At 73.2% G+C, this 20000-nt stretch carries 18 protein-coding genes; 5 read left to right on the forward strand and 13 right to left on the reverse strand.

The features are described from left to right. Positions 1–74 precede the first annotated feature (74 nt). The 5 genes from ACTMTB_RS18125 to ACTMTB_RS18145 all read right to left on the reverse strand — a co-directional run bounded on the left by ACTMTB_RS18125 (position 75) and on the right by ACTMTB_RS18145 (position 6037). Positions 75–419, reverse strand: a complete 345-nt coding sequence (locus ACTMTB_RS18125) for a phospholipase (protein ID WP_441147097.1) — start codon at positions 417–419, stop codon at positions 75–77. Between the two features lie 16 nt (positions 420–435). After that, complete coding sequence (locus tag ACTMTB_RS18130; RefSeq protein ID WP_441147099.1) at positions 436–1833, reverse strand: DUF4331 domain-containing protein; 1398 nt, start codon at positions 1831–1833, stop codon at positions 436–438. Positions 1834–1938: 105 nt separating this feature from the next. After that, on the reverse strand, positions 1939–2220 hold the full coding sequence (locus ACTMTB_RS18135) for a hypothetical protein (protein WP_088963882.1): 282 nt from the start codon (positions 2218–2220) through the stop codon (positions 1939–1941). A 126-nt stretch (positions 2221–2346) separates the two neighbouring features. Further along, positions 2347–4854 carry a bifunctional FO biosynthesis protein CofGH gene (locus tag ACTMTB_RS18140; protein ID WP_441147101.1) on the reverse strand — a complete coding sequence of 836 codons (2508 nt, stop codon included), beginning with the start codon at positions 4852–4854 and terminating at the stop codon, positions 2347–2349. A gap of 220 nt (positions 4855–5074) precedes the next feature. After that, a complete protein-coding gene (locus ACTMTB_RS18145; protein WP_441147103.1) occupies positions 5075–6037 on the reverse strand; it encodes a hypothetical protein in 963 nt (320 codons plus the stop codon). A 97-nt stretch (positions 6038–6134) separates the two neighbouring features. On the opposite strand from ACTMTB_RS18145, the gene cofD reads away from it, so the two are divergent. Beyond that, positions 6135–7082: a 2-phospho-L-lactate transferase gene (gene cofD, locus ACTMTB_RS18150; protein WP_441147105.1), complete on the forward strand. Its 948-nt coding sequence runs from the start codon at positions 6135–6137 to the stop codon at positions 7080–7082. Further along, positions 7079–8167, forward strand: coding sequence for a coenzyme F420-0:L-glutamate ligase (locus tag ACTMTB_RS18155; protein ID WP_441147107.1), 1089 nt, complete (start codon positions 7079–7081; stop codon positions 8165–8167). Before cofD ends, ACTMTB_RS18155 begins: the two co-directional genes overlap by 4 nt. A gap of 12 nt (positions 8168–8179) precedes the next feature. Here ACTMTB_RS18155 and ACTMTB_RS18160 read toward each other — a convergent pair whose 3' ends face one another. Both ACTMTB_RS18160 and ACTMTB_RS18165 read right to left on the reverse strand, forming a co-directional pair. Beyond that, on the reverse strand, positions 8180–9184 hold the full coding sequence (locus ACTMTB_RS18160) for an ArsR/SmtB family transcription factor (RefSeq protein WP_441147109.1): 1005 nt from the start codon (positions 9182–9184) through the stop codon (positions 8180–8182). A 277-nt stretch (positions 9185–9461) separates the two neighbouring features. Beyond that, the gene (locus tag ACTMTB_RS18165; protein WP_441147111.1) at positions 9462–10502 is read right to left on the reverse strand and encodes a hypothetical protein; all 1041 of its coding nucleotides are present in this window, start codon (positions 10500–10502) and stop codon (positions 9462–9464) included. 39 nt (positions 10503–10541) lie between these two features. Here ACTMTB_RS18165 and ACTMTB_RS18170 point away from each other — a divergent pair, with 39 nt between their 5' ends. Beyond that, positions 10542–11147: an NUDIX hydrolase gene (locus tag ACTMTB_RS18170; RefSeq protein WP_441147113.1), complete on the forward strand. Its 606-nt coding sequence runs from the start codon at positions 10542–10544 to the stop codon at positions 11145–11147. Between the two features lie 24 nt (positions 11148–11171). Here the strand turns inward: ACTMTB_RS18170 and ACTMTB_RS18175 are convergent, their stop codons facing one another. Together ACTMTB_RS18175 and ACTMTB_RS18180 are read right to left on the reverse strand one after the other, a co-directional pair. Continuing rightward, positions 11172–12263 (reverse strand): mannose-1-phosphate guanylyltransferase, encoded by a 1092-nt coding sequence (locus ACTMTB_RS18175; RefSeq protein WP_441147115.1) that lies wholly within the window; start codon positions 12261–12263, stop codon positions 11172–11174. A gap of 63 nt (positions 12264–12326) precedes the next feature. Next, positions 12327–13472, reverse strand: a complete 1146-nt coding sequence (locus tag ACTMTB_RS18180) for a glycosyltransferase family 4 protein (RefSeq protein ID WP_441147117.1) — start codon at positions 13470–13472, stop codon at positions 12327–12329. 151 nt (positions 13473–13623) lie between these two features. Here ACTMTB_RS18180 and ACTMTB_RS18185 point away from each other — a divergent pair, with 151 nt between their 5' ends. After that, positions 13624–14313: a TIGR03089 family protein gene (locus ACTMTB_RS18185; RefSeq protein WP_441147119.1), complete on the forward strand. Its 690-nt coding sequence runs from the start codon at positions 13624–13626 to the stop codon at positions 14311–14313. 40 nt (positions 14314–14353) lie between these two features. Here ACTMTB_RS18185 and ACTMTB_RS18190 read toward each other — a convergent pair whose 3' ends face one another. After that, on the reverse strand, positions 14354–16345 hold the full coding sequence (locus tag ACTMTB_RS18190; protein ID WP_441147121.1) for an acetoacetate--CoA ligase: 1992 nt from the start codon (positions 16343–16345) through the stop codon (positions 14354–14356). Positions 16346–16517: 172 nt separating this feature from the next. After that, on the reverse strand, positions 16518–17036 hold the full coding sequence (locus tag ACTMTB_RS18195; protein WP_441147123.1) for an acyl-CoA thioesterase: 519 nt from the start codon (positions 17034–17036) through the stop codon (positions 16518–16520). 23 nt (positions 17037–17059) lie between these two features. Here ACTMTB_RS18195 and ACTMTB_RS18200 point away from each other — a divergent pair, with 23 nt between their 5' ends. Continuing rightward, positions 17060–17725, forward strand: a complete 666-nt coding sequence (locus ACTMTB_RS18200) for a hypothetical protein (protein WP_441147125.1) — start codon at positions 17060–17062, stop codon at positions 17723–17725. A 316-nt stretch (positions 17726–18041) separates the two neighbouring features. On the opposite strand, the gene ACTMTB_RS18205 is transcribed toward ACTMTB_RS18200, so the two are convergent. Together ACTMTB_RS18205 and ACTMTB_RS18210 are read right to left on the reverse strand one after the other, a co-directional pair. Further along, positions 18042–18488: an HIT family protein gene (locus ACTMTB_RS18205; RefSeq protein WP_441147127.1), complete on the reverse strand. Its 447-nt coding sequence runs from the start codon at positions 18486–18488 to the stop codon at positions 18042–18044. A gap of 130 nt (positions 18489–18618) precedes the next feature. Beyond that, the gene (locus ACTMTB_RS18210; protein WP_334569540.1) at positions 18619–19782 is read right to left on the reverse strand and encodes an acyl-CoA dehydrogenase family protein; all 1164 of its coding nucleotides are present in this window, start codon (positions 19780–19782) and stop codon (positions 18619–18621) included. Positions 19783–20000: the final 218 nt, after the last annotated feature.

Here is a 20000-nt window from a genome sequence, read left to right on the forward strand (position 1 = left end):
GTCGAGCCGGAAATGCCGACAGCGCCCCGTCCACGATATGGACGGGGCGCGACGGTTCGGACGCGGAGCGGTGATCAGCTCACCCCCGGCGGAGCGCTGCTCGGCCAGACGAACTCGGCGACGGCGCCGCCGGTGACGGAGATCGCGCCGGCGGGTGTCCGCTCGTCCCACCAGACGGTATAGAGACCGGCCGGCAGGTCGGGGTACACGGCACTGTGGAACACCCCGTCCCGGACGACCCGCTCCCGCACGGCCGAATGGGTACGCGGCCCGTCGGGCCGGTCGGCCCGGCTGATCTCGATTTCCCGCCCGTGCAGCCGACGGCCGGTGTGGACGATCAGCGCGCCGGTGTCCGCGCCCAGGTCGAGCAGGACGGTGCCGCTCTCCGTCGGCCCGTACCGGTGGTCGTGCCCGTGCATGACGTCCTCCCTCCGCTCAGGACTTCGCCACCGGCGGGTTGTTGAACCCGTCGTACGGCGTGCCGAGGAAGGGGAAGCCGGCCAGGAAGGGCGCGGTCACGTCGGCGGCGCTCAGCCCCGGGGTGACCGCGCCGGCCGCCGCGTCGGGGGTGAAGGCCTTGTCCACCAGCGGCACGGTGACCCCGGCGATGGCCCTCAGCGCGATGCTCACCACGTCGTCGCCGACCCGCCGGCCGTTGGGGAAGCCGGCCAGGTCACCACCGAGCACGCCGAACCGGTCCGGCTTGGCGGTCGGCTTGATCGCGGTGTTCAGCCGCAGCATGTCGGCCTGCACGTCGCCGGTGTTGTTGGTGAAGCCGTCGATCAGCCCGGCCGGGATGCCGGTGAGCAGGATCGCCGCCAGGTCCGCCCGGGGCTTCTTGGCCTTGTTCAGCGCGTCCAGCTTCGGGAAGACGCCGGGATAGAGGGCCGGCAGCAGGGCGGCCAGCTCCGGCTGCTCGACGAAGCGGGCGAACCGCTTGTCCTCCGATGGCGGCAGGGTGTTCCACAGGTCCTTCTTGGACATCGGCACGATGACTTCGTTGAACAATGGGTTGCCCAGCCGTGACACCTGGGTCCACGGGCCGGTGGCGGTGTCCGCGGCGGCCCGATCACCGAGCACCCGCACCTGCTGCCGCGCGGCCGACGTCCACACGCCGATCACCGAGGCGCGGTCGGCCTGGCCGTACCGGTTGGCCTTGCGGCGCACCTTGCTCAGCGGCACCTGCACCGCGATGCTGTGCACGTTCATCCGGTCCACGGCGTTGACCGGCTCGCCCTCGGCCTTGAAGAGCTTCTTGCCGGCGACGTGCAACTGCTGGAACGGCCGCAGCGTACCCAGGTCGAAGATGGCGCCGAGGTCGACGAAGAAGCCGTCCGCGCGCTGCCCGGCGAAGACCCGCTCCCCGGTGGAGAGGCTGTAGGTCGCCTGGCGGGCCAGCTGGGCGTAGTTCGGGGTGGAGAGCGGCCCGACGTTGCACGGCGGGCAGGGCAACTTGTTTGCGAGCACGTGCTCCCGGCCGTCGGCCACCCGGGTCAGCTTGTAGAACTGGCGCCGATTCCAGTTCTCGCTGTCCAGCGACTCGATCGGGCCGGTGTTGTAGAGAAAGCTGTTCGGATTCGTGATCTCGGTGCTGAATTCGAACCGGTAGGTCACGTCGGGACGGCCGTCACCGTCGTTGTCGATGTGAATCTCGTACCGCACGTCGTCGCCGAACTCGAAGAAGTTCGGTCCGCCGGAGGGGAGCTGCAACGGCACGTAGTTGGCGATCAGCGTGACCGAGTCGGGCCGGTCGGGGCTGACGAACGCGTACAGGTCGGAGCTGTCGGCGACCGGATCCTTGCTTATCTCCGGTGCTTCGCGATGGGAGGACATGGCGGACCAACCTTTGCGGGATCAGGAGTGAGGTGAGGGTGGCCGGGCGCCGAGAGCCCGCGCCGGGCCGTGCGGGGAGGGCGGGGCGCGCGGTACGCCCGCGGGTCAGCGCCGCCCGGCGGCGCGCCGCAACCGGTCCGCCAGCCCGCGGTCGCGTACCTCGATCCGGGACGTGCCGACGAAGACGTCCATCGTCCCGGTGGCGGCGTCGCGCAGGTGGACCACGATCGGGTCGTCCTTCGCGCCAGCGGCCGACGGGGCGTTCTGCGCGGCCGACAGGCCCGGCACGGTGAGGGCGGCGGCGCCCAGGGTGGCGCTCGCCGCGGCGGTCAACGTCTGCCGGCGGGTCAGTCGCGGCCAGGGCCGCTTCCGCTCGTCACTCGTCATGGGGAACCTTTCCTCCGGCGGCGCGTACGCGCCCGCGATGGCTCGCGAGGGGCTGCCGACGGCGGCCCTCGCCTCAACCGCCGCCGGCGACCAGTGGTACGGCCGGTGCCGGGGAAAGGTTCGACGCTACGCGGGATGGTGACCGTACGCGGTCGTCCGCTTGCGCGCCGGTCGACCGGCGGCCGCCGCGATGGCCCGCAACTGCTCCTCGGTACGCGCCGAACCGTTGCCGGAGCCGGCCATCCGGGAGATCGTCTCCTCCATCAGCGTGCCGCCCAGGTCGTTGCAGCCGCCCTGGAGCATCGCCACCGTGCCGGCGTCGCCCAGCTTCACCCAGGAGCACTGGATGTTGTCGATCCGGCCGTGCAGCAGCAGCCGGGCCATCGCGTGCACCGCCCGGTTCTCCCGCCAGGTGGGCCCCGGCCGGGCGATGCCGGCGAGGTAGATCGGCGCGTTGGTGTGCACGAACGGCAGCGCCACGAACTCGGTGAACCCGCCGGTGCGGTCCTGCACCCCGGCCAGCACCCGGAAGTGCGCCAACCACTGCCCGGGGTGGTCCACGTGGCCGTACATCATCGTGGAGCTGGACCGGATGCCCAGCTCGTGGGCCGTGCTGACCACGTCGACCCAGGCGGCGGCCGGCAGCTTGCCCTTGGTGAGCACCCAGCGCACGTCGTCGTCGAGGATCTCCGCGGCGGTGCCCGGGATGGTGTCCAGCCCGGCCTCGCGCAGCCGGGTCAGCCACTCCCGCACCGGCACGCCGGCCTTGGCGGCGGCGGTGACGATCTCCATCGGGGAGAAGGCGTGCACGTGCATCCCCGGCACCCGTGCCTTGATCGCCCGGACCAGGTCGGCGTAGCCGGTCACCGGCATCTTCGGGTCGATCCCGCCCTGGAGGCAGACCTCGGTGGCCCCGGCCGCCCAGGCCTCCTCGGCCCGGTCGGCGACCTGCTCCACCGAGAGCCGGAACGCGTCGGCGTCCCGTTCCCGCTGGGCGAAGGCGCAGAACCGGCAGCCCACGTAGCAGACGTTGCTGAAGTTGATGTTGCGGTTGACCACGTAGGTGACATCGTCGCCGACGGTGTCGCGCCGGACGTCGTCGGCGAGCCGGGACAGCTCGTCCAGCGCCGGGCCGTCCGCGCCGAAGAGGGCCAGCGCCGCATCGGCGTGCCGGGGATCCAGCAGCGCCGCCGGATCGTCGGCGGCCAGCCGCAGCCCCGCCCGTACGTCGGCGTCACCGCCGGGGGCAGCCCCCGTGGTCACCTTGCCGGCGACCTCCGACCAGTCGCCGTAGACGCTGTCGAAGTCGCCCCGCCGGTCCCCGGTACGCCCGGTGGTGTCGATGGTGACGTGCAGGTCGGTCCGCCCGCCGTACGTCTCGTCGGGCTCCTGCCACGGCCGGCCGACCGGCCGGACGGACTCGACGGCGAGGCCCGTCTCCGGGTCGGCCAACGCGCCGACGTGCGGCAGCAGCCGGTGGTCGAGCCAGGGGTCACCGGCCCGGACGTACTCGGGGTAGATGGTCAGCCGCTCGCGCAGGGTGAAGCCGGACTTCTCGGTGTGCCGGGCCAGTTCGTCGAGCTGCGGCCAGGGCCGCTCCGGGTTGACGTGGTCAGGGGTCAGCGGCGACACCCCGCCCCAGTCGTCGATGCCGGCGCGCAGCAGCAGGTCGTACTCGCCCTCGATCAGGTTGGGCGGGGCCTGGATCCGGGCCCTGGGGCCGAGCAGCAGCCGGGCCACCGCCACCGTGGCGGCCAGGTCGTGCAGCTCGGCGTCGGGCATGCCGCGCATCGCCGTGTCCGGCTTGGCGCGGAAGTTCTGCACGATCACCTCCTGGAGGTGGCCGTACTCCCGCATGGCGCGGCGGATCGCGAAGATGGCGTCGACCCGCTCGGCCGGGGTCTCGCCGATGCCGATCAGGATGCCGGTGGTGAACGGCACCCCGACCCGGCCGGCGTCGTCGAGCACCCGCAGCCGCACCGCGGGTTCCTTGTCGGGCGAGCCGAAGTGCGGACCACCCGGCTCGGACCAGAGCCGGGTCGCGGTGGTCTCCAGCATCATCCCCATGCTCGGCGCGACCGGCTTGAGCCGTTGCAGCTCCGACCAGGACAGCACGCCCGGGTTGAGGTGGGGCAGCAGGCCGGTCTCCTCCAGCACCGCCACCGCGCAGGCGCGCAGGTAGTCCAGGGTGGAGTCGTAGCCGCGCTCGTCCAACCACTCGCGGGCCGCCGGCCAGCGCTCCTCCGGCCGGTCACCGAGGGTGAACAGGGCCTCCTTGCAACCCAGCGCCGCGCCCTGCCGGGCGATCGCCAGCACCTCGTCCTGCTCCAGGAAGGCGGCCGGCAGCCGGTGCGGCACCGTGGCGAAGGTGCAGTAGTGGCAGCGGTCCCGGCAGAGCCGGGTCAGCGGGATGAAAACCTTCTTCGAGTACGTCACCACGCCCGGCCGGCCGGCGTCGCGCAGCCCGGCGTCGCGGATCTCCCCGGCGACGCGGAGCAGTTCGTCCAGTTCGGCCCCCCGGGCCGCCAGCAGCGCGGTCGCCTCCGCGACGTCCAGCGCGCGGCCGGTGGCCGCCCGGCGCAGCGCGCGCTGCACGCTCGCCTCGGTCGGGACGGGATCGGTGCGGTCAGCCATCCGCTCAGCCTATGCGCTGGCTCGGACGGCCGGACGGGCACGGAAGACGGTGTGAGATCAACCCGTGCCGCGCCGGTCGGTTGCCGGCGGATGCGTCCCGGGCGCAGCACGTCGAGCGTGATACCTCAGAGTCATCTTGATGCCGCTGAGGTATCACGCTCATCGCGGTGGTGCTTCGCTGAGCCGACCCGCCCCGACGACAGCGGACGGGCGGCTCGACTCAACGTGGGGAGTTCGGGTCGTCCCGGTGGAAACGCTGGGTCCGGTCGACGTCCTCGCCACCGGGCGGCACGGCCGGCCCGCCCACCTCGCCGGGCTGGCGCGGGATGGTCTGGGTGGGGTCGGCCGACGGCGGCTGGCCGAACGGCGGAGCGGTGTTCGGGCCGGCGAACGGCGGCGCCGACTGCGGCGTGCCGAACGGCGGCGCCGACTGCGGAGCGGCGCCGAACGGCGGGGCCGAGGACGGGCCCGGCTGGCCGTACTGGCCGTACTGGCCGGCGGCCGGGTAACCGGCGGACGGGTAACCGGCGGACGGGTAACCGGCGGACGGCTGACCGGCGGGCGGGAAGCCGGTGCCGGGGTGGCCGCCGGGCTGGCCCGGGGGCGGGTAACCGGCGGAGGGGTAGCCGCCCTGGCCGGACTGCTGCGGCCAACCGGGCTGCGGCTGGCCGTACACGCCGGGCTGCGGCTTGGGGCGCGGGACGTGGTAGAACGCCCGCCAGACCCGGTACACAGCGAACGCGGCGAGGGCGAAGAGCGCGAACCAGGCGGCCCGGGTCAGCAGGCCGAGCAGGGCGTCCAGCACCTCCGCGTCGGCCAGCCGGTTGACCAGCCAGATCAGGAAGGTCAGCGTGCCGAAGAGCGCGCCGAAGGCGTACTCGCCGACCGCGACCTGGGTGATCTGCTTCGCCCGCGGCAGGACCGGCGAGACGTGCGTGGCGAGCAGGACGGCCAGCAGCGGCAGGACGGTCGCCTCGATGCCGACGAACGAGAAGAAGGTGCTGTCCGCCCGGCTCGAGAAGGTGCTGTACTCCGAGGCCGGCGCGAGCAGCCGGATCAGTCCGACGAAGAGCAGCACGGCGTTCGCGCCGAGCAGCACGAGCGCGGCGAGTTCGCGCAGTGGACCGGTGAGCTGGCGGGCCTGCGTCGCGTCTTTCGGCGCCGGCTCGGCGGGGCTGGTCACGAGTTCTCCCTCGGGCGAAACGGACAGATGCCGACGTGAGCCTAGTCTCCCGGGCCACCGACGGACCGCAGGCGTCGCGTACGCCAGGATGGACGTCATGCGCATTGTGGTTCTGACCGGCGGGATCGGGGGCGCTCGGTTCCTGCTCGGCGTCCGGGCGTACGCCCGCGAGGTGGGCGCCGAGGTGACCGCCGTGGTCAACGTCGGCGACGACCTGCTCCTGCACGGGCTCAAGGTCTGCCCCGACCTGGACAGCGTCATGTACACCCTGGGCGGTGGGGCCGACCCGGAACGCGGCTGGGGACGGGTCGGCGAGACCTGGACGGTCAAGGCGGAGCTGGCCGCGTACGGCGCGGAGCCGACCTGGTTCGGGCTCGGCGACAAGGACATCGCCACCCACCTGGTGCGGACCACCATGCTCAACGCCGGATACCCGCTCTCCGCGGTGACCGAGGCACTGGCCAGCCGCTGGCAGCCCGGCGTACGCCTGCTGCCGGCGACCGACGACCGGCTGGAGACCCACGTGGTGGTCGACGGCGAGGAGGGGCAGCGGGCGATCCACTTCCAGGAGTGGTGGGTGCGCTACCGGGCGGACATCCCCACCCACCGGTTCGTCTTCGTCGGCGCGGAGAGCGCCAAGCCGGCGCCCGGGGTGCTGGAGGCGATCGCCGGCGCGGACGCCGTGCTGGTCGCGCCGAGCAACCCGGTGGTGAGCGTCGCCCCGGTGCTCGCCGTGCCGGGGCTGCGCGACGCGGTCGCCCAGGGTCCGGCCCGGGTGGTCGGGGTCTCCCCGATCATCGGCGGCGCTCCGGTGCGCGGGATGGCCGACCGGTGCCTGTCGGTGCTGGGTGTGGAGTGCAGCGCCGCCGGGGTGGGCCGGCTCTACGGCGGGCGGAGCGAGGGCGGCCTGCTCGACGGCTGGCTGGTCGCGCCGGAGGACGAGGGCACCTCGGTGCCGGGGGTGGCGGTCCGGTCCGCGCCGCTGCGGATGACCGACGAGGCGGCGACCGCGCAGATGGTGCGGGCCGCGTTGGAGCTGGTGTGAGACTGGAGATCCTGCCGGTGCTGGGCATCGGCGACGTGACCGAGGGCGACGACCTGGCCGCGCTGATCGCGACCGCCGCGCCGTGGCTGCGCGACGGGGACGTGCTGGTGGTCACCAGCAAGATCGTCTCGAAGGCGGAGGGTCGGCTGGTCGACGTGCCGGCGGACGGGCCGGAACGGCTCGCCGCGCGCGACGAGGTGCTGGCCGCCGAGACCGCCCGGGTCGTGGCGACCCGTGGCGCGACCCGGATCGTCCAGACGCACCACGGCTTCGTGATGGCCTCCGCCGGGATCGACGCCTCCAACGTCGACAAGACCCGGCTGGTGCTGCTGCCCAAGGACCCGGACGCCTCGGCCCGGGCGCTGCGCGCCGCCCTGGCCGAGCGGTACGGCGTCGACGTGGCGGTGATCGTCAGTGACACCATGGGTCGGCCCTGGCGCAACGGGCTCACCGACGTGGCGCTCGGGGTGGCCGGCATGTCCGCCATCCGCGACCACCGGGGCGAGGTCGACCCGTACGGCAACGAGTTGCAGCTGACCCAGATGGCCGTGGTGGACGAGCTGGCCGGCGCCGGCGAATTGATCAAGGGAAAGTGCGACCAGGTTCCGGTCGCGGTGGTGCGCGGCTACCTGGGCGGCGGCCGCACCGACGACGGCGCGGGCGCGAGCGTCCTGGTCCGGGACTCGACGATGGACCTCTTCTCCCTCGGCACCGCCGAGGCGCGGGCGGCCGGCCTCCGGTCCGCCGCGACCCTCGCCGACGGCACCGGTCCGACGCCGGCCGACCCGGAGGCGGTCCGGCGGGCCGTCGCCGCGGTCGCCGACGTGGTCGCGCCCGGCACCGCCTTCACCCACGTCACCGACGAGGAGGTACGCGCCGGCCTGGTCGCCACCGTCCCGGGCTGGCCGGCGGGGGCCACCGGGCTGATCCTCAGCGCGGCACCCACCCCGGTCGACCGGCCGGACCTGGTGCGCTTCGGCGCGGACCTGCAACGGCTGCGCACCGCGCTGGCCGCCGAGGGGGTGCCCTCGGCGCTGCTGCCGCCCCCGGCGGGCAGCACGGCCAGCGCCTGCCTGGCGATCTGACGCCGGGCCGGGTCAGGCCTCCAGCATGGCCCGGCCCAGCGGGGTCAGGGTGTGCAGCACCGTGTTGCGGTCCCGCTGGCTGACCAGCAGCCCGGCGTTGCGCAGCACGGTGGTGTGCTGGCTGGCGGCGGCCGGCGAGATGTGCAGCCGCCGGGCCACCTCGCCGGTGGTGCAGCCGTCGTCGCTGACCTCCAGCACCGCGGCCCGGGTCCGGCCGAGCAGCGCGGCGAGCGCCTCCCGCCCGGGCCCCTCGCGGTTCGGGCCGGCGCCCTCGCCGGGCGCCGGGACCAGACCGCCCAGCCGGTCCACCGGATAGACGAGCACCGGGGGCAGCGCCGGGTCGAGCAGGGCCACCGGGGTACGCGCGCAGAAGAACGAGGGCACCAGCAGCAGCCCGCGCCCGTCCAGGTGCAGCTCCCGGCTGTCCGGGTAGTCCAGCACCTCCAACCGCCCGGAGTCCCAGCGCATGGTGGGGCGCAGGCTGGCCAGCAGCCCCTCCGCCCCGCCGTCGAGCAGGGCACGGGCGCGCCGGTTACGGTCGGCCTCCACCGCCGCCTGGATCCGCCCCCAGTACGGCTCGAGCGCCACCGACCGGTACTGCGTCATCGAGTCGGTGAGCAGTTGCAGCACCTCCGGCTCGCCGCGCGCCAGCGCGGCGGCGGAGGAGGGCAGCGAGTTCGCCCCCGCCAGCACGGTCAGGTCCCGGTTCAGCAGGTCGATCGGGGTGGCCCGGACCGCGTCCAGCCCTGCCTCGAACCCCGCCACGCTCTGGTACGGGGTGAGGAAGTCGGGGAAGTAGCCGCGCGGCGGGTTCAGCGCGAAGAGCAACCGGAGCTGGTGGGAGGTGACGTCGCGGCGCAGCTCGCGGGCGACGCCCCGGCGCCAGTGCGCCATCAGCGGGTCCCGGGTACGGCCCTGCAGCAGGTGCAGACTCAGCACCAGCTCCCAGATCGGGTCGGCCGCGGGGGCCACCCTGGTCCGGAGAATGTCCTCCTGAGAGAAGTGGATCGTCAGCATGGAAGCGCTCCTGAGGGCGGACAGGGGGATTGCCCACCGACCCTCTGCACTCTACCCGCCCGGCACTTACCTCCACTTTTAAGCGTGAGCTGAAAAACCTCGACGCCCCCGACCGCCGGTTGGCATGCTCCTACTGCCCGGTCCGGCGTGCGAAGGGGTCCACCAGCCACCCGACCGGGACGCCTGGGGGCGGTGGGCGCGTCCGGGAGACACCACGAGGGTCTGCGGCCCTGGTCCGCAGAGGTGTCCCCCGGGCGCTCCGCGCCGAGCGGGCCGGTCAGCCGATCCAGAGCGCGACCCGGTGGTCCTCGTCGGTGACGTAGAAGCAGCTCCCGTCCAGCTCGGCCAGACCCTCCACGTGGTGGAAGGGCGCCAGGTCGGCCACCAGCTCCCCGGCGACCAGATGCTCCTCGGCCCCCGGCCGCCACCGGAAGCGGACGTGCCGCGAGGTCACCCCACCCCCCATCGGATGGTCGTCCAGCAGCACCGAGCCCTTGCCCAGCGCGTCGATCGAGCCGACCACCGCCGCGTAGCCGCCGTCGGCGGTCGGGGCGATCGCGCGGAAGCCGACCAGCGCGCCCGGCGGCGTCACCCCGGTCAGCGCGTACGCCCGGCCGGCCACCGGCCAGTCGCCGTCCCCGGCGAACATTTCCGGCACCCCGGCCAGCTCGACCAGGATCGGCTCACCGGCGGCGGTCACCGGGAACCGGAGGCCGAGCAGCACGGTGCCGTCCGGGGTGAACGTCGCGGCCTCCACGTTCAGCGGCAGGTCGTCCTCGGCGAGCCGGCTCACCCAGCTCTTCGCCCGGGCCGTGCCCCGGGCCAGCGTCTCGACGATGAACCGGCGGCGGACCCGGTCGCCGGGCGGCAGCGGGGTGAAGGGCGCCTTCGCCAACGCGTCGTTGACCACCCGGTGCACCCGGAACCGGTTGCGCACCACCCGCACCGGCAGGGTCCCCGCCGCCGCGTCGTCCTCGCGGAACCGGGCCACGAACGCCCGGCGCGGGCGCAGCGGTCCGGCCTTCGAGCCGAAGTGCGAGCCGAAGACGTACACCCAGCCGTCGTGGTGGGCCAGCGCCTCGCCGTCCTCGGTGCGCCCGTTCTCGACGCCGGCGTCGGCGGGCACGTGCCGGGCGACCCACTCGCCGTCGGAGCGTTCCAGCAGCAGGGCCAGGCAGCGCTCCACCGGGCCCTCGTCCAGCACCGTCCAGAACCCGCGCCGGGCGCCGTGCGCGCGCAGCAACGCCGGGGAACGGACCGGCAGCAGGTCACTGGCCTCGTTGCCGGCCACGACGAACTCGACGAGTCGCAGGGTCACCGGGCCAGGGTACGGAGCCGACGCTCGTAGAGTGTCGGGATGCCCGACGTCTCCACCCCGACCGACCCCGCCCGCCCCCCATCCCCGTCCGCCGGCGAGGCGGCGCTGCACGCCGACGCGGTGGCGCTGCTGAGCGGGTGGACGGCGACCAGCCCCGCCGCCGCCGAGGCGCGGGACCGCACCCTGGAGCTGCTGACCGCCGGGCCGGTGGCGCTGGGCCGCAGCCACCGACCCGGACACGTCACCGCCAGCGCGCTGGTGCTGGACGCCACCGGCGACCGGGTGCTGCTCTGCCTGCACGGCAAGTTCCGCCGGTGGGTGCAGCTCGGCGGGCACTGCGAGCCGGCCGACCGCACCCTCGCCGCGGCCGCGCTGCGCGAGGCGACCGAGGAGTCGGGGATCGGCGGCCTGACCGTCGACCCGGTGCCGATCGACGTGGACATCCACCCGGTCGCATGCCAGGGCGGCTCGCTGCACCACGACGTACGCTTCGCGGTCTTCGCCCCGCCCGGCGCGGTGGAACGGGTCAGCGACGAGTCCGAGGCGCTGGGCTGGTTCCCGCCGGACCGGCTGCCCGAGCCGCTGGCCGGCGGGACGATCCAGCTCGTCGCGCCGGCCCTGGCCGCGCTGCGCCGCCGCGCCTGAGGAGGCGACCGGCGGCGAGGCGGGTCAGATCAGGCCCTCCTCGCCCCGCTCCTTGAGCGCGTCGACCAGCACCTTGACGTCCTGGGCGCGGTCGCGCGGGCAGACCAGCACCGCGTCCGGGGTGTCCACCACGATCAGGTCCCGTACCCCGAGCGCGGCGACGAGCCGGCCGGACTGCGGCACCACCACCAGGTCGGCGCAGTCGTGCAGCAGCACGCCCGGCTTGGCGTCGGTGCCCAGCACCACGTTGCCCGCCGGGTCGGCGGGGAGCACGTCACCGAGGGTGTGGAAGTCGCCGACGTCGTTCCAGCCGAAGTCGCCGGGCACCGTCGCGACCCGACCGGCGGTCGCCGCGCCCTCCATCACCGCGTAGTCGACGGAGATCTTCGGCAGCGTCGGCCAGACGGTGCCCAGGATGTCGTCCTGCTCAGGGGTGCCCCAGGCGGCGGCGATGGCGCTCACCCCGGCGTGCAGGGCCGGCTGCTGGCGAGCCAGTTCGGCGAGGAAGACGTCCACCCGCCAGACGAACATGCTGGCGTTCCAGAGGTGCCGCCCCGAACGCAGGTACGCCTCGGCGACCGGCGCGGCCGGCTTCTCCTTGAACTCGGTGACCGGGCGCAGTGGATCGTCGCCGGTCGGCTCGCCGGTCTCCAGGTAGCCGTACCCGGTCTCGGCACGGGTCGGGGTGATACCCACCGTCATCAGCAGACCCCGCTCCGCGCCGCGTACCGCCGCGCGCACCGTCTCCACCCAGGCGTCGGCGTCCCGGATCAGGTGGTCGGCCGCGAAGGAGCCCATCACCGCCTCCGGGTCCCGCTGCGCGATCACCGCGGCGGCCAGCGCGATCGCCGCGCAGGAGTCCCGCGGCGAGGGCTCCACCAGGATGTTCTCCTCGGGCACTCCGGTGAGCTGCCGGGCAACCGCCGCCGCGTGCGCCGCGCCGGTGACGACCAGGATGTGCTCCGGTGTGGTCAGCGGCGCCAGCCGGTTGACGGTCGCCTGGAGCAGCGAGGCGCTGGTGCCGGTGAGCGGGTGGAGGAACTTGGGGTGCCCCGCGCGGGACAGCGGCCACAGTCTCGTGCCGCTGCCTCCCGCCGGGATGACGGCGTAGAGCATCAGCACATCATGCCCGAACCGTTTCGGGGCGGACGCGGGGTCGTTCGCCGGGTCGTCGCACGCTCAGGCCCGGGCCCGGCTCCACGCCGCGATGTGCACCTCGGCGCTGGACCCCCAGGTGAACTCCTTGGCCCGGTCGAAACCGGCCTTGGCCAGGGAGAGCCGCCGCTGCTCGTCGTCGAGGAGGGCGGCCAGGTCGGTGGCGATCTGGTCCGGGTCCTCGCTGGTGTAGGCGACCGCGTCGCCACCCACCTCGGGCAGGGAGAGGCGCGGGGTGGTGAGCACCGGGGCCGCGCACGCCATCGCCTCCAGGATCGGCAGCCCGAACCCCTCGCCGTACGACGGGTAGGCGGCCACCAGCGCGCCGCCGAGGAAGCCGGGCAGGTCGGCGTAGCGCAGGTAGCCCGGGCGCAGCAGGCGCAGGTGCGACGGCACCTCGGCCACGGCGCGGTCGATGTCGTCGTCGTGCCCCTGGCCGCCGGCCACCACCAGGGCCGGCGGGTTGTCCCGGTCGCCCACCGCGCGGGCCCAGCCGCGGATCAGGTTGGGGACGTTCTTGCGCGGCTCCTTGGCGCCGAGGAAGGCGACGTAGCTGCTGTTGCCCAGCCCCAGCCGGGCCCGGACCCGGGCCTTCTCCTCCTCGCTGGGCGCGTGGAAGGCCGCGTGGTCGACGCCGTGGTAGGCGACGTCGATCCGGGTGGGATCGGCGTCGAGCAGCCGGATCAGCTCGTCCCGGGTGGCCTTGCTCGGCACGATCACCCGGTCGGCGCGGCGCAGCGAGGTCTTGATCGCGCTGCGGAAGAACGTCCGCCGGGACTTGTCGTAATGCTCCGGCTCGGTGAAGAAGGTCGCGTCGTGCACGGTCACGGTGACCGGACAACCGGCCCGCAGCGGGCAGGTGTAGAAGGGCGAGTGCAGCACCTCCGCGCCGACCTGCTGGGCGAGCAGCGGCAGGCCGGTCTGCTCCCAGGCGAGGCGGGCGGGCCGGTGCGCGACGGCCGCCGGGGCTCCGATGACCTCGGCGCCCGGCAGCATCCGGGTGTAGCGCTCCAGGTCGGTGCGGAGGCTGACCACGACCAGGTCCACCCCCGAACCGCACACGGTGCCGAGGGCGCCGAGGAGGCCGTCGACGTATCTACCGACGCCGCCACGGTCGGCGGGGACACTCGTGGCGTCGATGAGCACGCGGGGCGGGCGACCGGCGGTCACGGGGCGACTCCTTGAACTGGCGGGTCTGTGGGGAACAACACTCCGGGCAAGCCTACGCCGGAGCCCGGTCCGCACGCTGACTGCGACCCGACGGTACGCCGACTTGTCATCGTCATCGAGTACGGGTCTCGGCGGCGTATCGTTCGCGCCGATGGCCGAGAACATTGCCCGGGTCTTCGCCGACGCGATCGCGACCGACCCCGCCCGCCCCCTGCTGACCTGGTACGACGACGCCACCGGCGAACGCACCGAACTGTCCGGCGCGACCCTGGCGAACTGGGTGGCCAAGACCGCCAACCTGCTCGTCGACGAGCTCGCCCTCTCCCCCGGCGATGCCGCCGCGGTGCTGCTCCCGCCGCACTGGCAGACCGCCGCGGTGCTGCTGGGCTGCTGGTCGGCGGGGGTGACGGTGGCCGACACGCCGGGCGACGTGGACGTGCTCTTCGCCGCCGCCGACCGGGTCACCGAGGCGGCCGCCTGGTCGGCCGGGGACCGGTACGCCCTGGCGCTCGCCCCGTTCGCCGCCCCGCTGCGCGAGGTGCCGGCCGGTTTCGCCGACTACGTGGTCGAGGTACGCACCCACGGCGACCACTTCACGCCGTACTCCCAGGGTGGCCCGGGCGACGCGGCGCTGCTGGCCCCGGCGGCCGACCGCGCGACGGAGCTGTGCATCGCCCCCGGCGACCGCCTCCTGGTGGACGCCGCCCAGCACCCCGACCCGGTCGACTGGCTGCTCGCCCCGCTGGTGCGGGGCGCCAGCGTCGTCCTCTGCGGCAACCTCGACGCCACCCGGCTCGACGGCCGGGTGGCGTCCGAAAAGGTGACCCGGATCCTCGCCTGAGCCGAGCCCCGCGAACCCGCGCCGACGGGGGCGGGGCGGGTCAGGCGGGGGTGGGGGTGTCGTGGTCGCTGGCGCGGCGCTGGGCGAAGGTGGCGAAGGCGGTCAGCGACTCGGGGTTGGCCAGGGCGCCCTTGGCGGCGGCCGAGTCCACCGGGGTGCCGGTGAGGATCTTCTTGACCGGCACCTCCAGCTTCTTGGCCGACAGCGTGCGCGGCACGGCGCGGACCTGGTGGATCTCGTCCGGGACGTGCCGGGGAGACAGCGCGGTGCGCAGCTCCCGGCAGATCTTCCGGCGCAGCGCGTCGTCCAGCTCCAGCCCTTCGGCGAGGACCACGAAGAGCAGCAGCTCGCCCGCGCCGCCCTCGTCGTCCTCCAGGTGCACGACCACCGAGTCGACGACCTCGTCCAGCCCCTCGACCACCGAGTAGAATTCGGCGGTGCCGAGCCGGACGCCGCCCCGGTTCAGGGTGGCGTCCGAGCGACCGGTGATGACGCAGCCGCCCCGGTCGTTGATCGTGATCCAGTCGCCGTGCCGCCACACCCCGGGGTAGACCTCGAAGTACGCCTCCCGGTAGCGGCGGCCGTCCGGGTCGTTCCAGAAGCCCACCGGCATGCTCGGCATCGGCGCGGTGATCACCAGTTCGCCCAGCTCGCCGATGACCGGGGTGCCGTCGGCGGAGCGGGCCTCCACCCGCGCGCCGAGTGCCCGGCAGGTGATCTCACCGGCGTGCACCGGCAGCAGCGGCACCCCGCCGACGAACCCGGTGCAGACGTCCGTGCCGCCGGAGAGGGACTGGAGCTGGAGGCTCTCCCCGACCGTCTCGTACACCCAGGTGAAGCCCTCGGCGGGCAGCGGCGCGCCGGTCGAGCCGACCCCGCGCAGCGCGGCGAGGTCGGCGATCTCCCTGGGCACCAGGCCGGCCTTGCGGCAGGCCAGCAGGAACGGCGCCGAGGTGCCGAGGTACGTCGTCTGAGTCTCCTCGGCCAGCCGCCAGAGCGCACCGAGGTCGGGGTGGCCCGGGTTGCCGTCGAAGAGCACGATCGTCGCGCCCACCGCCGGGGCGGAGACCAGGAAGTTCCACATCATCCAGCCGGTGGTGGTGAACCAGAAGAACCGGTCGGCCGGGCCCAGGTCGTGGTGCAGGGCGAGCATCTTCAGGTGCTCCAGCAGGATGCCCCCGTGCCCGTGCACGATCGGCTTGGGCAGGCCGGTGGTGCCGGAGGAGTAGAGCACGTAGAGCGGGTGGTCGAACGGCACCGGGGTGAAGGTCAGCGGCTCGTCGGTCGCGGCGGCCAGCTCATCCCAGCCCAGCATGCCCTCCGACGGCGTGCCTGCCGGGTCGAGGTACGCGATGCCGACGGTGTGCTCCAGCGAGGGCAGGGCGGCCCGGATGGCGGCCACCTCGCCGCGCCGGTCGACCGGCTTGTCGCCGTACCGGTAGCCGTCCACGGCCACCAGCACCTTCGGCTCGATCTGCTGCCAGCGGTCGGTGACGCTGCGGGTGCCGAACTCGGGCGCGCAGGAGGAGAAGATCGCGCCGAGGCTGCTGGTGGCCAGCAGCAGCACGTACGTCTCCGGGATGTTCGGGGCGTACGCGGCCACCCGGTCCCCGGCGACCACGCCGAGCCGGCGCAGCCCGGCCGCCACCCGGCGGACCTGCTCGCGCAGCTGCGCGGCGGTCAGCGTGACCGGCGCGCGGGTCTGGCCGTGCGCGATCACCACCGGGTCGTCGTCCGCGCGGCCCGGCATCCGCAGCACGTTCTCGGCGTAGTTGAGCGTGGCTCCGGGGAACCAGCGGGTGCCCGGCATCGTCGGGTCGGTCAGGGTCGCCGTCGGCGGGGTGTGCGCGACGACCTCGAAGTGGTCCCAGACCGAGCTCCAGAACGCGGCCAGGTCCTCCACCGACCAGCGCCACAGCGAGTCGTAGTCGGCGAAGTCCAGCCCGCGGTGCTCACGCAGCCAGCGCAGGTAGTTCCCGATCCGCGACCGCTGGAGTACGTCCGCCGGCGGCGTCCACAGCACGTCACCCACTGCTCCACCCTCCCTCGGGCCCCGCACCACACTGTGAATGGGCCGTGGCGCCATCTTGCCTTACCTCGAAGCGTCATTCTCCGCACCCGGCCCCGGTGAGGGGGCGTGGCCGGCCCACACGCCCGACCGGCCACCTGTGTGGGTCGCACCGCGACGGGCCGGGCGGGACGCCTCAGCCGGCCCGGTGCGCCTGGATGGCCCGGCGCCTGGCCAGCCGGTGCGCCCGGCGGATCTCCGCCTCCCGGAACCGGCGCTCGTCCTCCAGGGTCTCCGGCAGCACCGGCCGGACCGCCCGGGGCGCGCCACCCACGTCGACACCGACGAAGACCAGGTACGCGGTGGCCACCCGGACCGGCTCGTCCTCGGCCGAGTCCCAGCGCTCGGCGACCACCCGGACGCCCACCTCCATCGAGGTCTGCCCGGTCCAGTTCACCTGGGCGTGCGCGTGCACCAGGTCGCCCACCCGGACCGCCTCGGAGAAGACGATCTCGTCGATGGCCGCGGTGACGGCGGTGCCCCCGCTGTGCCGCGCCGCGGCGGCCCCGGCCACGTCGTCGACGAACTTCATCAGCACCCCGCCGTGCACCGTCCCGTAGAGGTTGACGTCGACGGCGGTCATGATGCGGCTCAGCGTGACCCGGGAGTACGAGGTGGGCTTGCCCGCCGGGGCGGCGGAGGGGTGCTCGGTCATGGCGGAAACGGTACGGTGCGCGGATGCGACATCTCTGGAGCTTCCTCGCCGGGTTGGTGGTGGCGCCCATCACCTGGGTGCTGATCACTCTCGGGCAGGACGGGTCGGGTCGGACCGTGAACCGCTGGGTGGAGATCGGTACGTACAGCACGCCCAACCTGATCGAGCCGGCCGTCTACCTCGGCGTCGCCGGCATCCTGCTCGGTCTGCTCGGCACCCTGCGCATCTCGCCGCTCGGCCCCCTCGTCGCCGGGCTGCTGCTGGTCATCCCGTACGTCGGGATGTTCATCGCCCCGTTCACCGTGCTCGACAAGATTCCGGACAACTGGAAGGTGCTCGGGGACCCGCTGCCGCTGGACCAGCCGGTGCGGAACGGCACCCTGTTCCTGATCGGCCTGCTGCTGCTGATGGCGACCTTCAGCCTGCAGCGGTGGCGACAGTGGCCGGCGGCGCCCTCGACCGGGGCGGAGCTGACCCCGGCCGACGACACACCGCCGGAGAACACCTTCACGCTCGGCGACTGGCCGCCGTCCGGGGCGCGGAGCGAGCAGGACACCGCCCCGCTCACCCTCGGCTACCCGGACGTGGGCACCCCCACCGACCCGCTGCCCCGGCGCAGCGGCACGGAGTCGCCGTGGACCGCGCCGCCCCGCTACGGGTCCGCGAGCGACAGCACCGACAACCGTTGACGGCTGCGGGCGGGCCGGAGAACCGGCCCGCCCGCCCGACGGATCGTCGTCAGCCCTTGAGGAGCTGACGGGCCATCACGATGCGCTGCACCTGGTTGGTGCCCTCGTAGATCTGGGTGAACAACGAGCGCACAGCCGCTGAGCTGGGAAAACTCGCTGAACTGCCCCACAGAAATCGGGTCACGGCGAGTGAGGGCGCGTCGCAGCAACGACTAGCAGCGTCCAATGCTGCGCGATGGAACGTCGAATGGCCTCATCGGCTGCCACCGGAAGACCGGGTAGGGCATACGGGGGTGGTGCCTGCGCCGATGACTGATCACTTACGGACTCGGGCCGAAGCTCGTCTGGCGAAGTGCTGGCCGAACTTCGCCGTGAGCTGCAAACGTTCACTCAGAGGCACCTCGGTGGACTTGGCACTGTTGAAGTCATCGCCGACGTACCGCGGAACGATGTGCCAGTGCAGGTGGAAGATGTCATGAGCGGGAGGCCCAAGGTTAAGCCGCACCGTCGTCCCGCTCGCGCCGAACGCCGCCTTCACCGCCTGTGTCGTCACCTGGAGCGCGGCCAGCATGGGGACCGCCTTCTCGGGAGGCACGTCAGCGATGCCGCCGAAGTGACCGGCCGGAACGAGCAGCATGTGACCTCGGTTGTTCGGCCGCTGGTGAAGTGCGGGGAAGACAACGAACTCGTTGTTGACGGCAAGGCAGACGCCGGGATCGGTAACGCCGGCCGTCACCGAGCAAAACACGCACGACAGATTCAAGATCGCATCTCCCGGATTCGAGCCCCACGCTTCATGGCCCATCCTCCCCGATGGCGGGTGCGACCTACGCTGCGTGGCCGGGCCGGTCGGCCCGGCCACACCTGCTCTGAGCTGCGAAAACAGCCCCGAATCAGCCCTTCAGAAGCTGCCGGGCCATGACGATGCGCTGCACCTGGTTCGTTCCTTCATAAATCTGGGTGATCTTGGCGTCCCGCATCATCCGCTCGACCGGGTAGTCGCGGGTGTAGCCGTAGCCGCCGAGCAGCTGCACCGCGTCGGTGGTGATCTCCATGGCGGCGTCGGAGGCGAAGCACTTGGCTGCCGCGCCGAAGTAGGTCAGGTCGGCGTCGCCGCGCTCGGACTTGCCGGCGGCGGCGTACGTCAGCTGCCGGGCCGCCTCCAGCTTCATGCCCATGTCGGCGAGCATGAACTGGATGCCCTGGAACTCCGCGATCGCCTTGCCGAACTGCTTACGCTCGGCCACGTACCCCTTGGCGTAGTCGAGCGCGCCCTGGGCGATGCCGACGGCCTGCGCGGCGATGGTGACCCGGGTGTGGTCCAGGGTCTGCATCGCGGTGGCGAAGCCGGTGCCCTCGGCGCCGATCATGCGGTCGGCCGGGATCCGGACGTTGTCCAGGTAGACCTCGCGGGTCGGGGAGCCCTTGATGCCGAGCTTCTTCTCCGGCGCGCCGAAGCTGACCCCGGCGTCGGCCTTCTCGACCACGAAGGCGGAGATGCCCCGGGAGCGGGCTGTGGGATCGGTCACAGCGAAGACGGTGTAGTACTCCGACACGCCCGCGTTGGTGATCCACCGCTTCACGCCGTTGAGCACCCAGTGGTCGCCGTCGCGTACCGCCCGGGTGGTCATCGACGCGGCGTCGCTGCCCGCCTCCGGCTCGGAGAGGCAGTACGAGAACATCGCGTCGCCCGAGGCGACCCGGGTCAGGTACTTCTGCTTCAGCTCCTCGGAGCCGGCCAGGATCAGCGGCATGGTGCCGAGCTTGTTCACCGCCGGGATCAGCGAGGACGAGCCGCAGGCCCGCGCCACCTCCTCGATCACGATGGCCGTGGCCAGCGCGTCCGCGCCGGCGCCGCCGTACTCGACGGGGATGTGCGGGGCGTGGAAGTCCGCGGCCCGCAGCGCGTCGTAGGACGCCTTGGGGAACTCACCGGTCTCGTCCGCCTCGGCGGCGTTGGGGGCCACCTTCGCGGCACAGACCTCACGGACCGCCTCCCGGATCGCCTCGTGCTCCTCCGGCAACCGGTAGACGTCGAACGACTGCTCTGCGGCCATGTCGGCCCTCCCCTTTCACCGCTATCATGCGCAGTCTGTGGCGTTTTGCAGGTCCGCCGACTGCCGCAGACTGAAGGATAGCCACCAGGTCCGGCCGGACCTTACCGGCGGGTAGGCTCGCGCACGACCAGCGTCGACTCGGCACAACTATCCTCACACCAGACGACAAAGTTCCCTCGGCGCCGGCCATGGCGCCCCAGCCGAACGCGACGCAGCGA

Source organism: Micromonospora sp. L32, from assembly GCF_052068055.1.
GTDB lineage: Bacteria > Actinomycetota > Actinomycetes > Mycobacteriales > Micromonosporaceae > Micromonospora > Micromonospora purpureochromogenes.